Origin of the sequence: Syntrophobacter fumaroxidans MPOB, assembly GCF_000014965.1 — a bacterium.
Taxonomy (GTDB): Bacteria; Desulfobacterota; Syntrophobacteria; order Syntrophobacterales; family Syntrophobacteraceae; genus Syntrophobacter; species Syntrophobacter fumaroxidans.
The window spans coordinates 531,714-553,906 of sequence record NC_008554.1 but is presented as its reverse complement, the minus strand read 5'-3'; the positions used below and the strand labels follow the sequence as shown (position 1 = coordinate 553,906).

The following is a 22,193-nucleotide window of genomic DNA, read 5'->3' as shown; positions in this document are numbered from 1 at the left end:
TTTTGCATACACTGTCGGATAGGTGCCGCCCTCCCCGGTGTTTCACTTAACGCACGGGAGAAAGCCCCTCCTTTTTCCGCACGGCTTCCTTCTTCAGTCGGTTGACCGTTGTCTCGAACACGGGAAAGACGTTCTCCCTGATGTCCCCCGCCACAGCCACCAGCATCACGTCGTCTCCCACTTGTCGGCGGCCGGTGAAGAGGTGAGCCTCAACCGCAGAGATCCCGGGAGCCTGACGCATTTCGGCGATTATCTCGCGCCAGGCATTCCAGTCCGCATCGATTTCGAGGAACTCGGCCTTTTCCCCGGCGCGGGTGGTACCCCTCACCACGCCGTTGTGGCAGACGATCATGCCCACCTTGTCAGGATCCGTCTCCTTTTTGATCTTTGCGACGAGCGCGTTCAAGTCGGTCATGATTCCATCCTTTCCGGGTTGGTTGTTCTTTCTTGGCATGTTTGCTTTTTCGAGCCGAACCGGGCAAGCGATTGTACCATATTTACCAAATTCTACGCTCGAACCATTGATTCATGTTGATTCTTAGCGGCCTTGCTGCTATAGACTTTACGGGATAGTCTACTTGTTCCCGTGGGATCTTCCGTACGTCTGTTGGACAGAGGCCGGGTGCGCTATTGTATCCCATCAATCCACACCAAATCACTCTTTTTTGCCCGGGACCGGTCCCTTCTCGATTCGGTGGAGGCTGGTCCGCGAACGCTCGAACGCTTTCCGGTTCGTGCTTTTTTTAACAGAGTCCGTTGGGAGTGATCGAACGGGCAGCATCATGTGGAAATCGTGTTGAGGAGGGTAAGCATGTTTGACGAAAAAGCACTACAGAAAATCAAAGCTGGCAAGGACAAGTGGGAACAGGGAACTGTCGCCAAGACACTCGCCAAATCACCCGAGAGCAAGAAGGAATTCACCACCATCTCAGGCGCTCCCGTGGAACGGCTGTACACCCCTGCCGATGTCGCCGGGATCGACTACGAGAAGCACATCGGCTTCCCCGGCGAATTTCCCTTCACCCGCGGTGTCCAGCCGACCATGTATCGGGGCCGTTACTGGACCATGCGGCAGTACGCAGGGTTCGGCAGCGCCAAGGACACCAACGCCCGCTACCGTTACCTGCTGCAGCAGGGCCAGACGGGTCTGAGCGTTGCTTTCCATCTGCCCACCCAGGCCGGATACGACAGCGACCATCCCCTGTCCATGGGTGAAGTCGGAAAGGTGGGCGTGGCCATCGACTCGATCGAGGATTTGAAGGTGCTCTTCAACGGCATCCCCCTCGACAAGGTGACCACCTCCATGACCATCAATGCGGCCGCCACCGTGCTTCTCGGCATGTACCTGGCCATCGCCGAAGAGCAGGGAGTGCCTTACGACAAAGTGGGCGGAACCGTGCAGAACGACGTGCTCAAGGAAATCATCTGCCGCGGTCAGTACATTTATCCTCCCAAGCCCACCATGCGGTTGACCGTCGACCTGATCGAGTTCGCCCAGAAGTTCGTGCCCCGCTGGAACTCCATCAGCATCAGCGGCTACCACATCAGGGAATCCGGCTCGACGGCCGCCCAGGAGATCGCGTTCACCCTCGCGGACGGCATCGCCTACGCGCAGGCGTGCATGGATCGGGGCATTCCCGTCGATGCATTCGCAGGACGTTTGAGCTTCTTCTTCAACGCTTTCACCAACGTGCTCGAGGAAGTGGCGAAGTTCCGCGCGGCTCGCAGGTGCTGGGCGAAGATCATGAAGGAGCGTTTCGGTGCAAAGGATCCGCGCAGCATGATGTTGCGTTACCACGTGCAGACCGGCGGCGTGACGCTGACCGCTCAGCAGCCGCTCAACAACATCGTCCGTGTCGGCCTCCAGACCTATGCCACCGCCCTCGGCGGAGCACAGTCGCTGCACACCAACTCGTACGACGAAGCCCTGTGTCTGCCGACCCAGCAGGCCGTTACCGTGGCTCTGCGCACGCAGCAGATCGTCGCCGAGGAAAGCGGTGCCACCGACACCATCGATCCTTTGGCCGGGTGCTACTATGTCGAGGCAATGACGGACAAGATCGAGGCGGAAGTCCACGAGTACATCAAGAAGATCGACGCCATCGGCGGGACCCTGTCCGCCATCGAGCAAGGCTACATCCAGAAGGAAATCCAGAACAGCTCCTACCGCTTCCAGAAAGAAATCGAGAACAACGAGCGGGTATACGTGGGCATCAACAAGTACACCATGGAAGAACCGCCTCCCGAGGGTCTCTTGAAGGTGGATATGTCCGTTGGCGAAGTCGAAGCCGCCAAGCTCAAAAAACTCCGTGCCACCAGAGATCAGGCCAAGTGGAAAGCTGCGTTGGACAAGCTGAAGAAAGTCTCCCAGACAGACGAGAACGTCATGCCGACCGTCATCGAGGCGGTGAAGGCCAAGGCCACCGTCGGAGAAATCTGCGACGTATGGCGGGAAGTTTTCGGCGAGTATCGTCCAAAAGAATTCGTCTAAGAGATTTGACCACATACGGGATCATCAACTGTAATTAGCGGAGGAAATTTCATGGCTAGTAAGATCAAAATAATCGTCGCAAAACCCGGTCTTGACGGGCACGACCGGGGTGCCAAACTGTTGGCGAGAATATTTGCCGAAGCTGGAATGGAAGTGGTCTACACCGGCCTGCGCCAGACCCCCGAAATGATCGTCAACGCCGCTCTGCAGGAAGATGCCGACGTGGTTGGTCTCAGCAGCCTTTCCGGTGTACACAACTACTTCTTCCCCAGGGTGGTGCAACTGATGAGGGAGAAGGGACTCAAGGACGTTCTGATCGTCGGCGGCGGAATCATTCCCCAGGAAGATTACGAACCGTTGAAGAAGGCCGGCGTCCAGGGCGTTTTCGGTCCCGGCACGCCGACGACTGAAATCGTGAAGTTCATTCAGGACAACGTTCGCGCCAAGAAGTAGTCGAGATCAAGACGAGCCCCCGGGAAGCCGAACGGCTTCCGCCCGGTTTGTTCCCGGGGCGCTCGATGCGCTCCGATCATGCGCCCCTCCCCCGCACTTCCGGGGGGAGGGAAACGAGCGAGGTTGCGGGCGCAGGATAGCCTTCCCCCGTGTCTCTCCAGCGGGAGGGACTTGCTTCGATGACCTCGGAAGAGGGTGGTGAGGTGAAGAAGTTATCCGGTTCGCGATGATTCCACGTTCTTTCATTCCACTCACCTCGCTGATGAATCGCCCGATTGATGGAAAAGCACGAGGAGAATCCCACTTCTTCTCCGGAACACTGATCTCCGAATCTTTGCGGTATCGAAAAACGAAAACGGTCGCAGTTTAGGTCGCAGGCAGCGCAGTGAAAGGAAAGACATTGTAATGGCAACGGATTACGTCAAGGAAATCCTTGAAGGCACCCATCGGTACGCGGCACGACTGATCACTTGGCTGGAAGATGAAGACCCAAGGGGTCACGAAGTCATGGAACGGCTCTACCCTCATACGGGAAAAGCTTACGTTATAGGGATTACCGGTTCACCGGGTGCGGGAAAGAGCACTCTGACGGACAAGCTCACCCGCGTGATTCGCCAGGAGGGGCTCACTGTGGGGATTGTCGCTGTCGATCCGTCCAGTCCGTTCACCGGCGGAGCGATCCTCGGGGACCGCGTCCGGATGAGCGAGCTCAGCGAGGATTCGGGAGTGTATATCCGGAGCATGGCCACTCGAGGTTTCCTGGGCGGGATGGCAAAAGCGACCGGCGATGTGGTGAAGGTCCTTGACGCTTTCGGCCAGGACATCATCATCATTGAAACGGTTGGCGTGGGTCAGGACGAAGTGGATGTCATCGGCATTGCGGACACGACCTGTCTCATCCTGGTTCCGGGCCTGGGAGATGCCATTCAGAGCATGAAGGCGGGGATCATGGAGATTGCCGATGTCTTCGTGGTCAACAAGGCGGATCGGCCGGGAGCAGATCAGCTCGCGGCGGAGGTCTGCCATCGGGTGGAGCAGGACGCACACATCAAGCCGACGGATTGGAATCCTCCCGTCACCAGGACCGTTGCCGTCAATGACGAGGGAACCACCGAGCTTTGGCAGTCCATCCAACGTCACCGGCAGTTCTTGCACGAGAGCGGCAAGTTCATCGAGAAGCGCCGTCAGCACACCTGCGACGAGACCTTGCGGATGATCCACAACGAGCTCTTCCGCATCGTCAGGAGCCAGCTCGAAACCAGCGGACAGCTTGACCACCTCGTGGAAGACATCCTGGATCGCAAACGCGATCCGTACAGCATCATGCGGCAAATCGTCAACAAGTGGCTATCCATCCCACAAAAGCACAAGGAGGCGTCATGAAGGTTCTCAAACTGGATCATATCGGTATCGCGGTGAACAGCATCGAAGAATGCAAGAAGCTCTATGCGGACATCCTCGGGCTGCTCCATGCCGGCAGTGAGACCGTCGCCGAGCAGAAAGTGACCACGGCGTTCTTCCCGGTGGGTGACACCGAGATCGAGCTCCTCGAATCCACCGCCCCCGACGGCCCCATCGCCAAATATCTCGAGAAGAAGGGCGAGGGCGTTCAGCACCTCGCTTTCCGTGTGGACAACATCGAGGCGGCCCTGGCCGAGCTCAAGGCCAAAGGCATCAAGCTGATCGATGAAGTGCCGCGGCGCGGCGCCGGAGGAGCCAAGATCGCTTTCCTCCATCCCAAGTCCACCTTCGGGGTTCTGGTCGAAATATCCCAGAGGGACTAGCAGCTGAAACACCAAGGGGGCATGGTTCACACCATGCCCCCTTTTCGTTTATGCTTTCCCGGAAAACCACGGCACATCCGGCTTCCAAATCCCCAACGAGGAGTCTCCTATTCCCCCTCCGAGGAAGACGCCATCGCCTTCCGGCTCCTGGCGCCGATTCTTGCCCTGACAAACCACGCGGCGCCTGCCAGCAGCGCAAGAACCACCACGATATCCACCTGGTGCGAATAAGTCTGCACGACGGACCAGTGTTCGCGGAGGACCATGCCGCAACCCAGCAGAAAGGAGTTCCACAGGGTCGCGCCGATGAGGGTGGCGATCAGGAAGCGACCCAGCGGCATTTTGCCGGTCCCTGCGGGAATCGAAATCAGGTGCCTCACGACGGGAACGAACCGGCTGACAAAAATGGTCAGAGTGCCGCTCCGCCGGTTGAAAAACGACTCCGTCCTCTCCAGGTCGTGCGCATCGAGCAGCAGGTATTTCCCGACCTTGAGCACCAATGGCTTGCCTCCATGATAGCCCATCAGGTAAGAGGCAAGGGAGCCGATGATGGAACCGGCGCTGGTGGCGAGTACGGCAATCCAGAGATTCCATTTCCCGTCGGCCACCAGGAACCCCACGAAAGGCATGACCGCCTCGCTCGGGATGGGGGCGATCATGCTCTCCAGCGCCATGAGAAAGGCGGCACCAAGGTACCCGGTGGTTTCAAGGCACCGGATCGCGAAATTCGAAACCATTTCCGTCAGCAAGGCCGTGTCTCCTGTCGTAGATTAAAGAAAGCCCGAACTCCGTTCACTCCCGTTCACACTCCCGGGCAGGTGTTGTGTCATCTTGAACGCGCCTCGGTATCAGGTCGAAAAGCGCTCCCGAAACCAATCGACGCTCAGTCTCAGGGCGAGCCGCCGCCATTCGGGATCGAGGATGCGGTGTTCGGCCGTTCTCAGGAGCACCAGGTTCCTGGGTTCTCCCAGGCGTCGATAGATGTCCGTTGCCTGCTCCCAGTGGACCAGGTCATCCTCCTGTCCGTGAATCACCAGTATCCCCGGAATCGGCCCCAGCGATGCGAGCGTTTGCGGGTGTCCGAGCTTGAATCCCGCGGGGAAAACGTGCGCCAGCTCATCACCGTCTTCGAGAGCGGCCCTGATTCTTTCCAGTCGGAAGGGCGTCGACCAGCAGACCAGCGCGTTGACGGGATGCCTGCCGGAATCCCTCATGAGCAGGGAGACGTACCCTCCCATGCTGGAGCCGAGCAGTCCCAGGGGACCGGCCATCCAGGTCCGGGCTCTTACATACCCCAGGACCGCGTCCAGGTCCCTCAACCACGACTCCAACAGGTTGGGACCGAGCGGCGCGGTGCATTCGCCGGCCCCGGAAAAATCGAAACGAACGGCCGCAATGCCCACCGCCCTGAGTTCCTCGGCAATGGAGAGGTACTTGGTGCTGTCCTTGGAGCTCAACAGCCCGTGGCAACACACCACCGCGGGAGAAGGCAGCTTGTCCGGCAGATGAATTTCACAGGCCAGGGCGCCGGCTCCCACCGGGATCATGACACGGCTCACCGGGCTCATCAGGTTCCGCCCCCGTCCGCGCACGCAGCGGAATCCACCCCGGATTCCTCGGGGACACTCCGCTTGCGGCGTATGGCATAGAGACATATCTTCTCAGCTTCTCCGCAGCTTCGAACCTCCTGCACTTTCTCCTTGAACTCGAAGTACCTGGTCAGCTCTTCGAAAAACCTCGGAGCATGCAATCCCTGGTTCTTTGCCAGAAAGATCATCCCGTCGGGTGCGACGGCCCTGCGCAGGAACCGGACCAGCAGAGGATACGACTTCCGGTCGTAGATCACTTCGGACCCGAAAACGATATCGTAGGGCTCGAAAGGAGAGGGATCGTTCCAGTCGAGCTTCAGGATCTTCATTTCCGTCAGCCCGTTCAGCCGGGCATTGGCCCTGGCAAAAAGAAGCGCGTCTTCGTTGATGTCGCTGAGAGTGACCCGGTGTCCGCAAAGAGCTGCATAGAGACCGACCACTCCCATGCCCGCTCCTATCTCGAGCAGCCGCCGACCGGGCACCACGGGCTGCTTGCCGAGAAACCAGGCGAGCAGAAAACTCGAATCCCAGACCTTGGCCCAGAAGGGCAGATCCATGATGCCCACGCCGCCCGAATCCACCAGTCTTTCGATGTATGCTTCGAAATCCGTCAATTGCAGGAGTCGAAGGGTTCTGTCCCCGATCTTGAGGGGCACCACCTCGACTTCATACTTCTGCCGGATGAGATCCATCAATGTGTCCAGCTCGTCCACCGTTTCCGTCCCTGCCTGTTTTGAAACAATTCAACGACAAGCCCCGCCCTCCGCCCCCGCGGTTCCCCCGGAGCGGTTCGCCGCCACCGCCCGAGGCGAACCGCTCCACTGCGAGACGCACATCGGTCCCTCACAACGCCGACGTTTTCCGCCGCGGCCTCTCCATGACTTCGCTCCCAACGGCTTCCGGCGTCGCTTTGCGGGCGGCTGGCTTGAAAACCCTTCTCAGCATTTCCTGGAACGACTCCATGTACAAATAGACGACCGGCGTGATGTAAAGCGTCAGGAGTTGCGAGAGCACCAAGCCTCCGACGACCGCCAGACCGAGAGGCTGCCTGGCTTCCGCTCCCGCACCGATCCCGAGCGCAATCGGCAGCGTCCCCATCAGCGCCGCCATGGTGGTCATCATGATCGGTCTGAATCGGAGGATGCATCCCTCATAAATGGCTTCAGCCGGTGATTTGCCGTACTCTCTCTGAGCGCTCAGGGCGAAGTCGATCATCATGATCGCATTCTTCTTGACGATCCCGACCAGCATGATGATTCCCACAAACGCATAGATGCTCAGGTCCACGCGGAAGATCATCAGGGTGAGCAGCGCTCCCACGCCCGCCGACGGAAGCCCTGAAAGGATGGTCACGGGGTGGATGAAGCTTTCGTAAAGGATGCCCAGCACCATGTAGATGACCATGATGGCAACGATCAAAAGGACCCACATGCCTTTCATGGACTGCTGAAACTGTTGGGCGGTCCCCTGGAAGCTGCTGCTCAACGTGGCCGGCAGCCTCAGTTCCCGAACGGCCTTCTCAATCTGGTCCACAGCGTCGCCGAGTGCGACCCCGGGCTTCAGATTGAAGGACACGGTGACGGAAGCAAACTGTCCCGTGTGGTTTACCGTCATGGGACCGACATTCTGCCTGATTTTTGCCACGGCCTCGGTGGGCACCAGTCGTCCGCTGCTCGATCGCACATAGAGCAGGGACAGGGCGGAGGGGTCCTCCTGGTATTTCGGATCGACCTCGAGAATAACCTGGTACTGGTTGATCGGAGTGTAGATCGTGGAGACCTGCCGCGCACCGTATGCGCTGTAGAGCGCATTCTCGATCTGTTCAGCCGAAACGCCCAGGGACTGCGCCTTGTCACGGTCAATATCGACGACCACCTGAGGATTCGTGATCTGCAGATCGCTCACCACGTCCTGCAGTCCGGGCAGTTCTCTGAATTTTTCCTCGAGCGCGGGCGCCCACTGGTAGAGCTCCTTCGTGTCCGGTCCCTGGAGGGTGTATTGATACTGGCTCTTGGTTGCCCTCCCCCCGATCTGAATCGCCGGCGGGTTCTGGAAATAGACATTGATTCCCGGGACCGCGGCCACCTCCCCGCGCAGCCGGGCAATCACCTCGGTCACGTTCGATTCGCGCTCGGATCGCGGTTTCAACCGCATGAACAAGCGGCCGCTGTTCCCGGTGGGGGTTCCTCCCGTGGCTCCGGCGCCCGACATGAAACCGGCGACGTCCGGATCCTTGTTGATGATCGCGGCCACCGCTTTCTGGCGTTCGACCATGGCCGCGAAGGAAATGCCCTGCCTGGCCTCGGTGAAACCCTGCACCTGTCCCGTATCCTGGCTGGGGATGAAATCCTTCGGAATTGCCCAGAAAAGGTATCCGGTAGCGATCAGCAAGACGGCTGAAAGGAGCATCATGGAAGCCTTGTGCCTGAGGACGAGCTTCAGGCTCCAGTCGTACGCGCCGAGCATCCCCTGGAAGAACCGTTCGGCAGTGTTGTAGAAGGCACCGTGCCGTTCGGCGCCGGGAGCTTTCAGAAACCTGCTGCACAGCATCGGCGAGAGGGTCAGGGACACGACCCCGGAAACGAGGATGGCCGCCCCGATGGTGACCGCGAATTCGTGGAAAAGCCTTCCCAGGATGCCCCCCATGAACAGGAGGGGAATGAACACGGCCGCCAGGGACAAAGTCATGGACAAAATGGTGAAACCGATTTCCCTGGAGCCGTCGAGCGCGGCCTGGAGTTTGCTCTTGCCCATCTCCAGGTGCCGGACGATGTTTTCGAGCATGACGATGGCGTCGTCGACGACGAACCCCACCGAGAGGGTCAGCGCCATGAGCGACAGGTTGTCGAGGCTGTAGCCCAGCATGTACATCACCGCGAATGTTCCCACGATGGACAGGGGCAGCGCAAGGGAAGGGATGATGGTCGCGGACACGTTTCTCAGAAAAAGAAAAATCACCAGCACGACAAGGCACATGCTCAAGTATAGCGTGAACTTGACGTCCTCGATGGAATGGCTGATCGATTCGGAACGATCGTAGAGGATATCCAGTTTGACCGATTCCGGGATCTGCATCCGGAACATCGGCAGAAGTCCCTTGATGCGGTCGGCGACCTGGACGGTGTTGGTCCCGGGCTGCCTCTGGATGGCCAGAATAATCGCCCGCGACGTGTTTCCCCCGCTGTTGAACCACCCGGCCACCTTGTCGTTCTCGACGCCGTCGATGACTTTTCCCAGGTCCTGGAGACGGACCGGAGAGCCGTTGCGGTAGGCCACGATCACCGGCTTGTAGGAAGCGGCGTTGACAAGCTGTCCCGTGGCCTGAACCGTGAATGCCCGGTTTTGACCGTAGAGCGTTCCGGTCGGCAGGTTCACGTTGCTCTTGGCGATCGCCTGTTCGACTTCGTCGATTCCGATGCCAAGCGAGGTGAGCGCATTGGGGTTGACCTGCACGCGAACGGCATATTTCTGCGACCCGAAGACCAGCACCTGGGCCACGCCGCCGAGCATCGAAATCCTCTGGGCGACGAGCGTCTGGGCATACTCGTCCACCGTGGAAAGCGGGAGTATGGGGGAGGCCAGCGCCAGGTACAGGATGGGCTGGTCCGCGGGATTCACTTTGCGGAACCAGGGGGGCGTGGGAAGCTCCGGCGGCAGGAGACGCTGGGACTTGGCGATGGCGGTCTGGACATCCTGGGCTGCGGCGTCAATGTCCCGATCGAGCGAGAACTGCAGCGTGATCCGGGTGATCCCCAGCGCATTGACCGAGGTCATCGAATCCAGCCCCGCGATAGTGGAAAACTCCCGTTCCAGGGGGGTCGCCACCGACGCGGCCATGGTCTCCGGGTTCGAGCCGGGCAGGTTCGACGAAACCTCGATGGTGGGATAGTCCACGTTGGGCAGCTCGCTCACCGGCAGCGACCGGTATCCCATCAGGCCGAAGAGCAGGATCGCCAGCATCACCAGCGTCGTCGCAACGGGCCGTCGGATGAACAGTTCGGTGATATTCATCGAGCCTTTTCCCCGGTGCCTGCATCCCCCTCCTCAACGACCCTCACCTGGGAACCCTGCGCAAGCCTGAGCTGCCCGTCGGTGACGACCTTCTCCCCGACGGCGATCCCTTTTTCGATCACGAGTTCCCCGTCCACGTCCCGCCCCACCGTCACGCGCCGATATTCAACCGTGGCATCGGGCTTCACCACAAAGGTGTACTGTCCCTCCTGGCCGGTCTGAACCGCGTGCGAAGGCACGACAATCGCGCCGCTCCGAGTGGTCAGGGTCAACACGACATTGACGTACTGGCCCGGCCAGAGGAACTTGTCCTTGTTGGCGAATGTTGCTTTGAGCTGGATTGTCCCAGTGGCGGGATCCACCGTGTTGTCGATGAAGGACAGTTCCCCCTTCACAACGTCCCGCTCGTTGCCGGAAACCGTCGCGAGGACTTCGAGCTTTCCCGCCGCCATGTGTTTTTTCACCTCGGGGAGGTTCTGCTCGGGCACGGCAAAAGACGCGTAGATCGGGCTGATCTGATTGATCACGACCATCGGGTTGGCATCGTCGTTGTCCTTGACCAGGTTCCCCAGGTCGACCTTGGTTTCACCCGTCACCCCGTCGATGGGCGAGGAGATGTGGCAGTACCTGAGCATCAGGCGCGCGCTTTCGAGGGCCGCTTCGTCGGCCCGCACGGCGGCTTCCAGGGCCGTTGCATTGGTGAGCACCTGGTCGTGCAGCTCCTGTGAGACATATCCTTTATGCGCCACCTCGCCGTAGCGCCGGGTCTGCCTTCGAGCGTTCTCCAACTGAGCCCTGTTCTTGGCCAGGTTGGCCTCGGCCTTCTTCACCTCCGCTTCGAAGGGCCTCGGATCGATGGTGAACAACGGGTCGCCCTTCTTCACCTCCCGCCCCTCGGTGAAATGGACGCCCACCAGTTCTCCCGTCACCTGCGCGCGGATAGCCACCGTATTGTAAGCCTGCACTTTGCCGATGGCCTTCAATTGCACGGGAACGGTCTTCTCCACGGCGGCGCTCACGGTCACGGGCACCACCACCGCTCGCTTCGCGCCTCCACCCCGACCCTGCCCGGAAATGTTCTCCGAGCACGCCGAAACGGACAGGGACACCCAAAGGATCCCCACCGTCCACAAGAAACGTTTGGACCACATGGCCATCGTCGACTTCAAAGACCTCATCCTTTCGAGGACCTCGATTCCTCGCCTCACGAAGTCAACCATCGGTTCCTCAAACCGGCGAACGAAGCGATCAGCGGGCCTTCTCCAACCCCCCGTCAACCGCGGCCTCACAACCCGTCATGAAAGTCATCGTCATTCCCGCCCAACGGCATGAGTGGGGAGTCACCCGCGAAGCGTGCAACGCCATTTTGCGTTTCGGTATCAGTCATTTCCGGAGCTTTTCGCGCGACGCCCGCACTCCCGGATTATAATTGACCCGACCGGGCACGGGAAGTGGCGCCCCGCAAACACGCCCCACTCTCGACGAGCCGGGCGGAAGGTTCCGCCTTCGCCGGCCGTGGCGCGCCCCGCGGCAGGGTGCGGCCGCCCCCGGGCAAGTCGCCCCCCCTCGCCTCTTTCCGCTTCCATCGGGCGGGCTGTTACATTCAATACGCGCCTTGAGCCCGGGCACGACTCAGACGATGCTTTCCACCGCCTTTACCAGGTCGTGCTCGTCGGGGATGTAGAACGCTTCGAGCGGCGGGCTGAAAGGCACGGGGATGTCCGGGCCGGTCACCCGTCGGAAAGGCGCTTTGAGACTGCCCAGCGCTTCTTCGGCAACCAGGGCGCAGATTTCTCCGGCAAACCCGCCCGTTCGCGTGGCCTCGTGGAGCACCACCAGCCGGCCGGTCTTTCTCACGGAATCGAGAATCGCATCCTTATCGAGCGGCGCGAGGGTGCGCAGATCGATCACCTCGGCGGATACACCCTTTTGTTCCAGCAGCGCGGCGCCCTTCATGGCCGCTCCCAGCATCTTGGACCAGGTCACGATGGTGACGTCGGAACCCTGCCGTTTGACGTCCGCCTTCCCTATGGGAACCAGGTATTCCTCTTCGGGCACCGGTCCGGGCACGAAATAGAGCAACATGTCTTCGATGAACACCACGGGATTGTCGTCCCGTATGGCGGACTTGAGCAGGCCCTTGGCATCCGCCGGGGTTGAAGGCATCACCACCCTGATTCCCGGACAGTGCGCGAGCCAGGCTTCCAGGTTATGAGAATGTTGGCATCCCGCCTTGAACCCGGCCCCGCTCTTTATCCTCACCACCATGGGGAAAGTGCTCTTCCCGCCCGACAGGTACCGGAGCTTTGCGGCATGATTGACGATCATGTCCGAAGCGAGGGTCACGAAAGGATTGAACATGATTTCCACCACCGGCCTCAATCCCATCACGGAGGCGCCGACCGCCAGTCCGGCGATGGCCGCCTCCGAAACCGGCGTATCCTTCACCCGATCCGGGCCGAATTCCTCCAGCAGTCCGAAGGTGGGAAGGACCGGAGCGGCGTGAATGCTCACCCCGACGCCCTCGCCCGCGATAAAAACATTCGGGTCGCGAAGCATTTCCTCTCTGAGCGCCTGGTTCACCGCCTGTCCCATGGTCAGTTGCTGCATGATTCACCTCCCGCGCGATCCGTGATTGGTCTCCGTTATACGTATACGTCCGACAGGGCATCTTCCGGATCGGGCCAGGGGCTTTCCTCGGCAAAACGCACCGCGTCTTCGACAATCCTCGAAATTTCGTCCTCCATCGACTTCAGCGCTTTCTCATCGAGCAATTCCTGCGCCAAAACCTCATCCCGCAGCCTCGGGAGGGGGCAGCGCTCCTTCCACGAGGCGATTTCCTCCGGGGGCTGATACAGTTGGTGATCGCTCTCGCCGTGGCCGCGGCAGCGATACGTCTTGCATTCGATCAGGCTGGGACCTTCACCCGCAACAGCCCTCGCCCTCGCTCTTTCCGCGGCCGCGTAGACCACCCTGGCGTCATTGCCGTCCACCACGATTCCCGGAATGCCGTAGGCGACCGCCCGGTCGGCCATGTCCCTGATCTTCGTGTGCTCCTCGTAGCGTTGCGCCCCCGCATACAGGTTGTTCTCACACACGAAAAGAACCGGGAGGTCCCACAGCGCGGCCAGATTCAAGGCCTCATGAAAGGAGCCCTCATCGGCGGCCCCGTCGCCGAAAAAGCAAACCGTGACGTTCTTCTGCTTCCTGTACTTCTGAGCGAAGGCAACGCCGGCGGCTATGGGAATGCCGCCTCCGACCACCGTGGTGGTGCAGAGCGCATTCACCTCGGGCACCGCCACGTGCAGGGTACCGCTCTTGCCCTTGTTGAACCCGGTGCGTTTGCCGAAACACTCGGCCATGAGGGCGTTGGGATCGGCTCCCCTGGCCAGCAGGTGCCCGTGGCTGCGATGATTGGGCACGATCACGTCCTGCGGTTCGAGCGCGGCGCACACGCCGGCCGCAACCGCTTCCTGACCGGTGCACAGAATCATCATGCCGGGCACCTTGCCCTCGATTTGGCAGAGTTCCGTGAGTTTCTCCTCGAAGCGGCGCGTGAGGAGCATGGAACGAAGCATCTCCAGCAGTTTCTCTTTTGTAGGCGGCATGGCGATCCGTCTCCCGTTCTCATGAAATGGCGATGGGCATTATTGCCCCTGGCCGACCGGGTTCTCGGGAGCATTCCGAGCCACCGGACGGGCGGCTGCTTCGGGCGGCACATCCCATCCGCCCCCGAGGGCCTTGTACAGGGCCACGAGATCGGCGGACACCCGAAGGGTACTTTGAGCGTATTGATCCTGCGTGACAAAGAGGTTGCGCTGGGCGTCGAGCACGTTGAGGAAGTCCACGAGTCCCTTTGCGTACAGTTCGTAGGAAATGTCGTATGCACGCCGGTTCGAATCCACTGCAAGCTTGAGGGACTCCCGGGTATCCTGTTCCTTGGAGTACGCGATCAGGGCATCCTCCACATCCTTCAGAGCCACGAGAATCGTCTTTTCGTACGTGTGGAAAGCCTGCTCCTGGCGGGCGTCCTGCACCTTGATATTCCACCGGATCCTGCCGGCATCGAAAATCGCCCAACTCACCGAAGGACCGATGCTGAAGTAGTTGCTGCCGGGCGTGAACCATTTCGATGAAAACATGCTCTGCTGTCCCACCGTGCCGGTCAGGCTGAATTGCGGAAAAAGCTGCGCCGTGGCCACGCCGATGCTTGCGGTTGCCGCCGCAAGCTGCCTTTCGGATGCGCGGATGTCGGGCCGCTGCCGCAGCAGGTCGGAAGGCAACCCGGCAGGCACGCCGGGCGGCACGGGCGGTATCGGCTCCTCCTCGAGAAGCTCTTCGAGCAGCAATTCCGGCTTGCCGCCAAGGAGCACGCCGAGTTGGTGGATGGCCTGCCGCATGCCGCTCTCAAAGGCCGGAACCGTGGCTTCGGTGGCCGCGAGTTGCGCCTTCTGCTGCGCGACGGCCAGTTCGCTGCTCAAACCCGCCTCGAACCGCGCCTCGGTCAACTCCAGGGTCTGCCGCTGCGAGGCGATGTTGTTCCGGGCGATCCCCAGGCGGAGTTGAAAGCCGCGAATCTGCATGTAGCTCACCGCGACGTCGGAGACCAGCGTCACCAGGACGCCCCGGAGGTTTTCCACGCTGGCGGCGAGATTGGCGTCCGCGGCTTCCACCGCGCGCCGCGTGCCCCCCCACAGGTCCAGTTCCCAGCCGGCGTCGAACCCGACCTGGAAAAGGTTGGTCGAGCCGGTTGAGACTCCGCCGACGGTTGCCGCGGGGCTGCTTCCCGAGGACACGAGCGGCGGATTCGTGGTGGTCAGGCTCTTCTGGCTGTACACATAACTCCCGTCCGCGTTCACCGTGGGGAAAAGATCCGCCGCGGTCACGCCCCGCTGGGCGCGGGCTTCCCGGACCCGGGCCGCGGCGATTTTCAGATCCTTGTTCGCGCGGACCGCCCGTTCGATGAGGTCGTTCAGCTTCGGGTCCTCAAAGAGGGTCCACCATCGCGAAATGTCAGGCGCCGCGGCGACTTCGACCCCCTTGGGCTCCTCGCTCCACTGTCCGGGCATCTCCGAGGGCGGCGTCCTGTAATTCGGGCCCACCATGCATCCGCCGACTACGGCGACCAGCCCCAGTATCAGGCTCCGGGTCCACCGAAACCGCTTCATTCCCTGAAGGTCAATCATCGCCTGGCTCCATTCGCCCTCCCGTGCCCGGTGGGCCACTCGGATCAATTCAGTCTTCTTTTCACGCGGCGTGTTCGGCCTCCCCGCCCCCGGCGGGCCGCTGAAAACCGGGCAACCCGTCGTGCATGGATCGTCGCCCGACGCAGGGGAATCCGGGGTATCTCCCGGCCGGGGTCAATTGCGCCGGAGCCCTACCCCACTCAGCATCTCCCGCGTTTCAACCCATGCGCGGATTGTCCGTTTTCGCCTGCAGTACCCTCAATCCGTTCAGTGAAAAGCGCATGATGTGCCCCGCCAGCCGTTCGATTTCGGGAACGTCGAAAGACTGGGCATACAGTGCCTTGAGCACCGGCCGGCACAGGTGATAGTACAGACACTGGCCGAGGATGCTCATCGCGCAAAGCCGGATTTGCTCCTCGTCCCCGCCCGCCCCCGCAAGCTCCCGGACGATGGACATCAGGCTCCTGTGCAACGGGCCGAACCCCGTCAGCACCATTTCGTCGAGCGCTTTCGTGGGCTGTGCGATTTCCCTGATCATCAGTTTGCCGTGCCACGCCGGCCGCCCTTCATCCGTGACCCGGTAGAGCATGGAACGGATGAACGCGTAAAGCCTGTCCTCGGCCGTCGCGTCGCCGTCGAGGCCCAGATCGGGCGGATATTTCTTCAGTGCCGAATCCAGCGTGTACTTGAGGACCGCCGAATAGAGTCCTTCCTTGTCCCCAAAGTAGTAATTCACGGCGGCGACGTTCACCCCGGCCCGCCGGGAGATCTCCCGCACCGTGGCATCGCGGAACCCGCGCGCCGCGAACGTCTCCCCGGCCGCTTCGAGCAGCCGTTCCCTGGTGTCTGCGCTCCTGCCGCCGCCTTTCAGCATGCCCATGCCGTCACCCGGTTGATAACCCCCTGCCGGAAAGATATTCGAATTCAAACGAATCCCGAATTCAAACGAATGCTTAAAATATTGGGATCATGGTGTCAATGGTTTTCGAAGGACGTGGTTTTCGGACGGTATTTTGTGGGAAGGCTTTCCATCGAAGGCGGGAACCCCGGGGACCGGGCCCGCACGAACGCCGGGTCCTGAAGGCACGCGCCCGCCGGATCCGAGTCCCCGCGGAACCGGACGAGCGATTCGGTGACTTGAATCAAAAGACACGCGACGCGGGCGAACGCCCGATCCGAACAGTTATGGAGAGATTCGCCCCGAAGAGGATAATCATCGCGCCACACAGGCACATGCCATCCGAACAGGGTGCGGGGCATTGTGAAGAGCGCAGTGAACCGCCCGCGCGGGATGCACGGAATGATCGAAAATTGTCCGTTGTGCAGGTGCCTCCATAATCCACGTGGCCTCGTGCTCAACACCCTTCAGCCCAAAAGCGCGGTCAAGCATCGACGTGAACATGCTCTTGGGCTTCCTCCGTATGGTTCGATTGCCCTCAAACAACAGGGTCCTGGCATGTCCATTTTCTTTTATCGGCTATCCGGGTGAGCGTTTGCCGGATGAGCCTTGATCTTGACCACCCGTAAACAAATGCGAGCAGGGATAGGTCTGCCTTGCTTCCCGAGTTCTTTGACGAGAGAAACCGGAGGATGGATGGTGAGGCCTCACGGGCGCGGAGTCATGAAGTGTTCAATATAGCCCAGGAGGGAAAGACCTGAGAGCAAGATCAGCATTATGACCCCCAAAACCATCACCGTTTTTCGTTTTGCCGGGTGACGGGAGGGGGAACGGTCGAGGAACGGCAGGGCTATCAGCAGCGCGGCCAGGCCCCCGGGGATAACAGCCGTGCCGATGAACATGAAGGGGCCTTTGAAGATACTGACCAGTTGATTCAGCGCCAGGACCCACCACTCGGGCTTGGGCACGTAGGCGGAATCCGTGGGATCTGCCGGGCTGTCAAGGGGGGCCGGCCAGTACGCGGACACCAGGCCGAGAACCACCGCCACGGCTGCGAACAATAGGAGCCAACGGTTGATCAGATCCGGGACCAGGGGGATGCATCCTCGGTCCGTCTTGCCTTCCCTGAGCGGTTCCGATAACCCCCGATGCGCCAGAAAATGAAGGTGAATGACAATCAGGGCTACGAGTAGAGACGGCAGGAAGAGGCAGTGCAGTACGTAAAACCGGGTGAGCGTGACGATTCCTGTCCGGGGCCCTCCCTGCAACAGGCGCAGCGTCAAGTCGCCGACCACCGGGATGGACGAGATGATGCTGTTGCGAACCTGGGTCGTCCAGTAGCCCTTCTGGTCCCACGGCAAGAGATCGCCTGTAATGATGAAAAGCGGCACGACCAACATGATCAGTACCCCCGAAATCCAGACGAACTGCCTCGGGGCTTGGTAGGCTGCGGTGAGGAAAGTCCCCGCCAGGTGGAGTCCCAGGACAACGAGAAGCAGGTTCCATGCATAATAGTGTACGCCCCGGACGATATCCCCGAAGGGCACCGAGAACTGAGCAAAGTCCACGCTGTCGTAGGCTGCGCCGGGGGTAGGTGAATAGTAGAACATCAGAAAGGCCCCGCTCAGAAAGAGCATGACCACCAGCACCAGACTCAATGATCCGCAAAAACGCGTCCACCCGAAGGCATCGCTCGCCACGCGCACAGCGCAGAGTCGTTCCGCATAGCCGTCCAGGGCAAGACGGTTGAGCAGCTTCCCTGACGATTGTCCTGTGCCGTTCATTATATTTCCTTTCACCCAGTCCTTTCAGCGGCTGAACCTCAGGATCATTGCCCGGGTCGCCTTCGAATGATCATCGCCTGAGTCGTCGAATACGGCCATGGCGAAGCTGTATTCCTTGCGAGGATTAAACGCTACATCATCTTCGCGCCCCGTGTCGAGCTTTCGGTAAAGCATGACGGTCCAACCGCCGTCGGCATATTGACCGATGGCCTTCACGTCGGAGCGGGAACCGTCTGGTTTCTTGGGCATGCGGTATGGGATGATATCGCCCGCTTTGAACACCGCGTCGTCGGGAATATTGACCGCTTCTTCAAAAAGCAGAAAGCCCGGCGCGGAAGGAATCCGCGACGGGTCCTGCATATAGAGGGGCCTGGTCTTGTCTGGGGTTTCGTTATTGACGTCGCCGCCGCCGCCGCCATCCGCTCTGCGCCCGGTGGTCCGATAGGAGCCGGAGGGGTTGTCGGCCAATGTTAGCCAACCGTCATCGGCGTGATGGTAAGGGTTGGAGCGGGCCGCCTTCCAATGCCACAGGTCCCCTTTTTCAGCGGGGGTCTCGGTGGCAAATTTCCATTCTTTGCTGGGAACATCAGGGGGACTGTGGCAGACCACGGTGCAGCCCTTGGTGGCGAACCCGTTGATCCGGCTGATCTCAAAAAGTAGCGCAATCCGGTCCTCGTCGCCCTTCATGTGGGTCCAGTTTTGGCCGTCGAATTTCCAGGATTGCTTGACCACGCTCTCCGTAGGATCTTTCCACTTGAACAGAAAATAGATGCTTTCGGCGGTATATGCGGCCATCGCGGTCACCGTTACTTCCTCTTCTGCAAAGCTTCCCCTGCCCTTCAACCGGACTTCGACCGGGCGCACCTGTTGCCAGGCAGGATCATCCAGCCCGGTTGGAGCCTTCTGGAGATATTTGGCGGTGACGACCCACGACGGCTCGGCCGCTTCCAAATGACAGCGTCCTGTAAGAATCACCCCGAGGGCAACGACCAGAACCAAGGTCAGTGCCCTGGCAATCCCCGCTTTCATGCCTTCTCCTCTTCGTCCTCGACCACGATTTGTGGCCGCCAGCCTGGCTTTGCCTGGAGTCCTCAGCCTCTCTGGAGGGGTGCGACTAACGGCCGAATTCGAGCACCAGGGCTTCGGAGTCATAGGAATCGTAGTCCATTGAATCGTCGAAAAGCGCCAAGGCAAAGCTGTACTTCTTCTTGGTGTTGAAGGCGACATCGTCGTCGTTTCCGGTGTCCAGCTTGCGGGAGAGCATCACCGTCCAACCTCCGTCGGCGTAACGACTTTCAGCCTTGATATCAGCTCGAGATCCGGACGGTTTCTTCGGCATCCGATAGGTGAGGGTATCGTTGGCCTTGAATTTCCCATGATCGGTAATCTCGACCGTGTCTTCGGCAAGAAGTACGCCGGGGGCGGACGGTTTCTTTGAGGGGTCCTGCATGAATTGCGGCTTTGATTTATCGGCGGTTTCGTTGCGGGCATCGCCCCCGCCGCCGGCATCGTCCTTACGACCGGTTTTTTCGCCGGCTGCGGTCAACCACCCATCGTCGGCGGACTTGTACGGGTCGGAGCGGGCCGCCTTCCAGTGCCACAGGTCGCCCTTCTCACCCGCCGATGCAGTAGCGAATTTGAAGTCCTTCACCGCTGCTCCTGCGGCCCCGTGGCAGGTCACAGCGCACCCCTTGGTGGCAAAGTTGTTGATCCGATTGATCTCGAAGAGCAGCGAAATCCGATCCTCGTCGCCTTTCAGATGGGTCCATTTTTCACCATCGAACTGCCACGCCCCTTTGGTCACACTGTTGGTGGCATCCTTCCACTTGAAGAGAAAAAAAATCTCGTCGTCGGTGTAGACGGCCTGAGTGATTACGTTCGCCTTCTTGCCGGCAAACTTCTCTTTGCCCGCAAAGGGAATGTCGAGGGGTTTTGCCTTTTGCCAAACCGGGTCATCCAATGAAGTCGGGCCTTTCGGCACCTTGGCGGCCGCAAGCGTCTCGATAGCCGCGCTGGTGGCCAGATCCGCCATGAATGCGTTCCCGCAGATTAAAACAGCCAGGAAGAGCAATAAGATTGCCGGAGTCTTCATCTTGTCCTCCTCTGTTTGTGAGTGGGCCCTTCAGGCAGGCATTAAGACCATCAGTTTGCCTTCTTCCACCTTGTGAGCCCATGCAACCAGCGGTTTGGTCGGGGGCCCGGCAATCGGTCGGCCATTGATATCGAATTGGCCGCTGTGGCAGGGACATTCGAAAATTCCCTTTTCCTTCCGCCAGATCACGTTGCAGGCAAGATGGGTGCAGGTCGATGAAAAAACGGTGATTTTGCCAGGGCTGTCAAGTTTGGCCCAGACGAAGCCGCGTTGAGGAAGCACAAGCCACCCGTCCTTCACCATGAATTCGTAGGACAGCATCTCGATCCCGCCCGGTTTGAGCTGATCGACCGGTCCGAAATCGATCCACCTGGTCGTCCCTTTTTTCAGCGCCGGAGCGGCAACATAGGAGAGAAGAGGGACCCCGGCGAGGACTCCGGTTGCCCCGGCGAGCAGTGCGCATTTAATGAAAGCCCGTCGTCCGGGACGTATACTTTCATCCGGATAACCACAGGTTGTATCAGAAGCCATACACCACCTGCAGGTAAGGGAGTATTTTCAAGTGATGGAGAGATAGGACTCGATCTCAGTTAAAAAACAAGCTAAGAAAGCGCCTATGGGTTGTCAATAACACTTATGGTATTTGGGAAATACCTGGGCCCGCCCCTTCTGCCGCGCAGGCGCGATGCTTCGGTCCCGCAGATCCGTCCCTGAGGCTTCCGGAACTTATCGGCCGGACAATCGGCAAATGATATGGAAGATAGGATCGGGGGGCTTCGGGTCACGCAGCGGCGGGGCCGCTCTTCATCTCGTTCGAGCGTGCCCGCAGGGTATGGCCATTCGTGTGGTGTGAGGATATCATCAGCCCGGGAGTTCCTGGTTCTTCGTTGCGAACCCCCGGGTGATGGAGAATTGTGAAAAGTGAAAAGTGTAGGTTTGACCCCAAATTATTGAACCGTGACCCTGGTGGAATTGGAGACGGTGTTGAAGACCGGCGAATACTTCTGCGCCTCCCGGATCAGTTCCTGTTTCTCCTGCTCCGACAGGTCGGCATCGATTGTGAAATACACCCTGATCTCCCGGTATCCGACAGGAACATCTTTCGACAGACCCAGGAACCCCCGCAGGTCCAGGTCGCCTTCCAGGCGCGATTCCACCCCTTTCAGCTCGATCCCCTTCGCCGCCGCGTGATAGACCAGGGAAGAGGTCAGACAACCCGCAAGGGCCGTGAGAAGGTATTCGACCGGGTTGGGCCCCTTGTCTTCTCCGAGAAGCACCTCGGGTTCATCCGCGTCCAGTTCGAAGGGTTTCTCGTGGGGATGGTCTTTCAATGCGCCGTAGAAATCCGTGATCGTCGTGTGATTGTGTCCCCCTCCGATCCACTTGTTCTTCACGCGGAACCTGAATTTGGCGATCTCCGGTTCAGCCTTGACCGCATCTATCGTATCGAAGAGTCGGTTTACATCGACTCCATTCACCGTACGTTCATCTCTTTGTTCAGCTGCTTGGAAGCTCATGCGACTTCACCTCCCTTCTTCGTTGAAGTTAATCATCCAACGACCGGGTTCCAGACCTACGAAAGCCCCATTCGCCGAAGCGCAGCCGGGATCCGGGAAATCGACTTTTCCCCTCGAATTGCACCGGAGTCCCGGGACTGCCGTCAATGGAGACGGAACCCGTGGCGTCGTCCCTGCGACCGCCCCCTCGTTCCTGCCGGGGCGATGGGAGCCTTTTTCCTGTCCGCCACGAACAAGGGCGTCATCGACGCTCATGAGCGTGTTGATCTCCGCCTTGTGCCGGTCCGCCGGGAACACGGGCGCATTTTTCCCTGGACAGGTTGATCCCCGGGGGATATTGAACCGAAAACATGAGCCGAATAACGCGGCGTTTCAGTAATCGGGGACT

Annotated in this window: 19 protein-coding genes; 4 read left to right on the top strand and 15 right to left on the bottom strand. The window is 59.9% G+C overall.

The features are described 5' to 3' along the window. Positions 1-46: 46 nt before the first annotated feature. The gene (locus SFUM_RS02350) at positions 47-415 is read right to left on the bottom strand and encodes a molybdenum cofactor biosynthesis protein MoaE (RefSeq protein ID WP_011697332.1); all 369 of its coding nucleotides are present in this window, start codon (positions 413-415) and stop codon (positions 47-49) included. A gap of 396 nt (positions 416-811) precedes the next feature. On the opposite strand from SFUM_RS02350, the gene SFUM_RS02345 reads away from it, so the two are divergent. From SFUM_RS02345 to mce, 4 genes are all read left to right on the top strand, one after another. Further along, a complete protein-coding gene (locus tag SFUM_RS02345) occupies positions 812-2,491 on the top strand; it encodes an acyl-CoA mutase large subunit family protein (protein ID WP_011697331.1) in 1,680 nt (559 codons plus the stop codon). 51 nt (positions 2,492-2,542) lie between these two features. Then, the gene (locus tag SFUM_RS02340; RefSeq protein WP_011697330.1) at positions 2,543-2,944 is read left to right on the top strand and encodes a cobalamin B12-binding domain-containing protein; all 402 of its coding nucleotides are present in this window, start codon (positions 2,543-2,545) and stop codon (positions 2,942-2,944) included. Between the two features lie 405 nt (positions 2,945-3,349). After that, positions 3,350-4,327: a methylmalonyl Co-A mutase-associated GTPase MeaB gene (gene meaB / locus SFUM_RS02335; protein ID WP_011697329.1), complete on the top strand. Its 978-nt coding sequence runs from the start codon at positions 3,350-3,352 to the stop codon at positions 4,325-4,327. Beyond that, positions 4,324-4,728, top strand: a complete 405-nt coding sequence (gene mce / locus SFUM_RS02330) for a methylmalonyl-CoA epimerase (protein WP_011697328.1) — start codon at positions 4,324-4,326, stop codon at positions 4,726-4,728. The genes meaB and mce overlap by 4 nt, the downstream gene beginning before the upstream one ends. Positions 4,729-4,835: 107 nt before the next feature. Here mce and SFUM_RS02325 read toward each other — a convergent pair whose 3' ends face one another. From SFUM_RS02325 to SFUM_RS02255, 14 genes are all read right to left on the bottom strand, one after another. Next, a complete protein-coding gene (locus SFUM_RS02325; protein ID WP_011697327.1) occupies positions 4,836-5,477 on the bottom strand; it encodes a DedA family protein in 642 nt (213 codons plus the stop codon). 99 nt (positions 5,478-5,576) lie between these two features. Next, positions 5,577-6,296 carry an alpha/beta hydrolase gene (locus SFUM_RS02320; protein WP_011697326.1) on the bottom strand — a complete coding sequence of 240 codons (720 nt, stop codon included), beginning with the start codon at positions 6,294-6,296 and terminating at the stop codon, positions 5,577-5,579. Beyond that, entirely contained in the window at positions 6,296-7,030 is a 735-nt protein-coding gene (locus tag SFUM_RS02315) for a class I SAM-dependent methyltransferase (RefSeq protein ID WP_011697325.1), read from the bottom strand. Before SFUM_RS02315 ends, SFUM_RS02320 begins: the two co-directional genes overlap by 1 nt. Before the next feature lie 130 nt (positions 7,031-7,160). Next, positions 7,161-10,328, bottom strand: coding sequence for an efflux RND transporter permease subunit (locus tag SFUM_RS02310; protein WP_011697324.1), 3,168 nt, complete (start codon positions 10,326-10,328; stop codon positions 7,161-7,163). Further along, positions 10,325-11,548, bottom strand: a complete 1,224-nt coding sequence (locus tag SFUM_RS02305; RefSeq protein WP_011697323.1) for an efflux RND transporter periplasmic adaptor subunit — start codon at positions 11,546-11,548, stop codon at positions 10,325-10,327. The genes SFUM_RS02310 and SFUM_RS02305 overlap by 4 nt, the downstream gene beginning before the upstream one ends. Before the next feature lie 412 nt (positions 11,549-11,960). Further along, the gene (locus SFUM_RS02300) at positions 11,961-12,938 is read right to left on the bottom strand and encodes an alpha-ketoacid dehydrogenase subunit beta (protein WP_011697322.1); all 978 of its coding nucleotides are present in this window, start codon (positions 12,936-12,938) and stop codon (positions 11,961-11,963) included. A 35-nt stretch (positions 12,939-12,973) separates the two neighbouring features. After that, on the bottom strand, positions 12,974-13,936 hold the full coding sequence (locus tag SFUM_RS02295; RefSeq protein ID WP_011697321.1) for a thiamine pyrophosphate-dependent dehydrogenase E1 component subunit alpha: 963 nt from the start codon (positions 13,934-13,936) through the stop codon (positions 12,974-12,976). Between the two features lie 39 nt (positions 13,937-13,975). Continuing rightward, a complete protein-coding gene (locus tag SFUM_RS02290) occupies positions 13,976-15,514 on the bottom strand; it encodes an efflux transporter outer membrane subunit (protein ID WP_011697320.1) in 1,539 nt (512 codons plus the stop codon). A gap of 217 nt (positions 15,515-15,731) precedes the next feature. Next, on the bottom strand, positions 15,732-16,394 hold the full coding sequence (locus SFUM_RS02285; RefSeq protein WP_011697319.1) for a CerR family C-terminal domain-containing protein: 663 nt from the start codon (positions 16,392-16,394) through the stop codon (positions 15,732-15,734). A gap of 725 nt (positions 16,395-17,119) precedes the next feature. Beyond that, positions 17,120-18,196, bottom strand: coding sequence for a cytochrome b (locus SFUM_RS02275; RefSeq protein WP_011697318.1), 1,077 nt, complete (start codon positions 18,194-18,196; stop codon positions 17,120-17,122). Positions 18,197-18,220: 24 nt separating this feature from the next. Further along, the gene (locus tag SFUM_RS02270) at positions 18,221-19,225 is read right to left on the bottom strand and encodes an ethylbenzene dehydrogenase-related protein (protein ID WP_011697317.1); all 1,005 of its coding nucleotides are present in this window, start codon (positions 19,223-19,225) and stop codon (positions 18,221-18,223) included. Positions 19,226-19,310: 85 nt separating this feature from the next. Further along, positions 19,311-20,288: an ethylbenzene dehydrogenase-related protein gene (locus SFUM_RS02265; RefSeq protein ID WP_011697316.1), complete on the bottom strand. Its 978-nt coding sequence runs from the start codon at positions 20,286-20,288 to the stop codon at positions 19,311-19,313. 30 nt (positions 20,289-20,318) lie between these two features. After that, positions 20,319-20,819, bottom strand: a complete 501-nt coding sequence (locus SFUM_RS21250) for a QcrA and Rieske domain-containing protein (RefSeq protein ID WP_011697315.1) — start codon at positions 20,817-20,819, stop codon at positions 20,319-20,321. Positions 20,820-21,235: 416 nt separating this feature from the next. Continuing rightward, complete coding sequence (locus tag SFUM_RS02255; protein ID WP_011697314.1) at positions 21,236-21,805, bottom strand: OsmC family protein; 570 nt, start codon at positions 21,803-21,805, stop codon at positions 21,236-21,238. Positions 21,806-22,193 lie beyond the last annotated feature (388 nt).

Bases quoted from the DNA above. Each gene is read 5' to 3' on its own strand.
- SFUM_RS02265 (WP_011697316.1), bottom strand. From the start codon at position 20,288: ATGAAGACTCCGGCAATCTTATTGCTCTTCCTGGCTGTTTTAATCTGC.
- SFUM_RS02300 (WP_011697322.1), bottom strand. From the start codon at position 12,938: ATGCAGCAACTGACCATGGGACAGGCGGTGAACCAGGCGCTCAGAGAG.
- SFUM_RS02290 (WP_011697320.1), bottom strand. From the start codon at position 15,514: ATGATTGACCTTCAGGGAATGAAGCGGTTTCGGTGGACCCGGAGCCTG.
- SFUM_RS02350 (WP_011697332.1), bottom strand. From the start codon at position 415: ATGACCGACTTGAACGCGCTCGTCGCAAAGATCAAAAAGGAGACGGAT.
- SFUM_RS02285 (WP_011697319.1), bottom strand. From the start codon at position 16,394: ATGGGCATGCTGAAAGGCGGCGGCAGGAGCGCAGACACCAGGGAACGG.
- SFUM_RS02270 (WP_011697317.1), bottom strand. From the start codon at position 19,225: ATGAAAGCGGGGATTGCCAGGGCACTGACCTTGGTTCTGGTCGTTGCC.
- SFUM_RS02310 (WP_011697324.1), bottom strand. From the start codon at position 10,328: ATGAATATCACCGAACTGTTCATCCGACGGCCCGTTGCGACGACGCTG.
- meaB (WP_011697329.1), top strand. From the start codon at position 3,350: ATGGCAACGGATTACGTCAAGGAAATCCTTGAAGGCACCCATCGGTAC.
- SFUM_RS02305 (WP_011697323.1), bottom strand. From the start codon at position 11,548: ATGGTTGACTTCGTGAGGCGAGGAATCGAGGTCCTCGAAAGGATGAGG.
- mce (WP_011697328.1), top strand. From the start codon at position 4,324: ATGAAGGTTCTCAAACTGGATCATATCGGTATCGCGGTGAACAGCATC.
- SFUM_RS21250 (WP_011697315.1), bottom strand. From the start codon at position 20,819: ATGGCTTCTGATACAACCTGTGGTTATCCGGATGAAAGTATACGTCCC.
- SFUM_RS02340 (WP_011697330.1), top strand. From the start codon at position 2,543: ATGGCTAGTAAGATCAAAATAATCGTCGCAAAACCCGGTCTTGACGGG.
- SFUM_RS02295 (WP_011697321.1), bottom strand. From the start codon at position 13,936: ATGCCGCCTACAAAAGAGAAACTGCTGGAGATGCTTCGTTCCATGCTC.
- SFUM_RS02320 (WP_011697326.1), bottom strand. From the start codon at position 6,296: ATGAGCCCGGTGAGCCGTGTCATGATCCCGGTGGGAGCCGGCGCCCTG.
- SFUM_RS02255 (WP_011697314.1), bottom strand. From the start codon at position 21,805: ATGAGCTTCCAAGCAGCTGAACAAAGAGATGAACGTACGGTGAATGGA.
- SFUM_RS02345 (WP_011697331.1), top strand. From the start codon at position 812: ATGTTTGACGAAAAAGCACTACAGAAAATCAAAGCTGGCAAGGACAAG.
- SFUM_RS02275 (WP_011697318.1), bottom strand. From the start codon at position 18,196: ATGAACGGCACAGGACAATCGTCAGGGAAGCTGCTCAACCGTCTTGCC.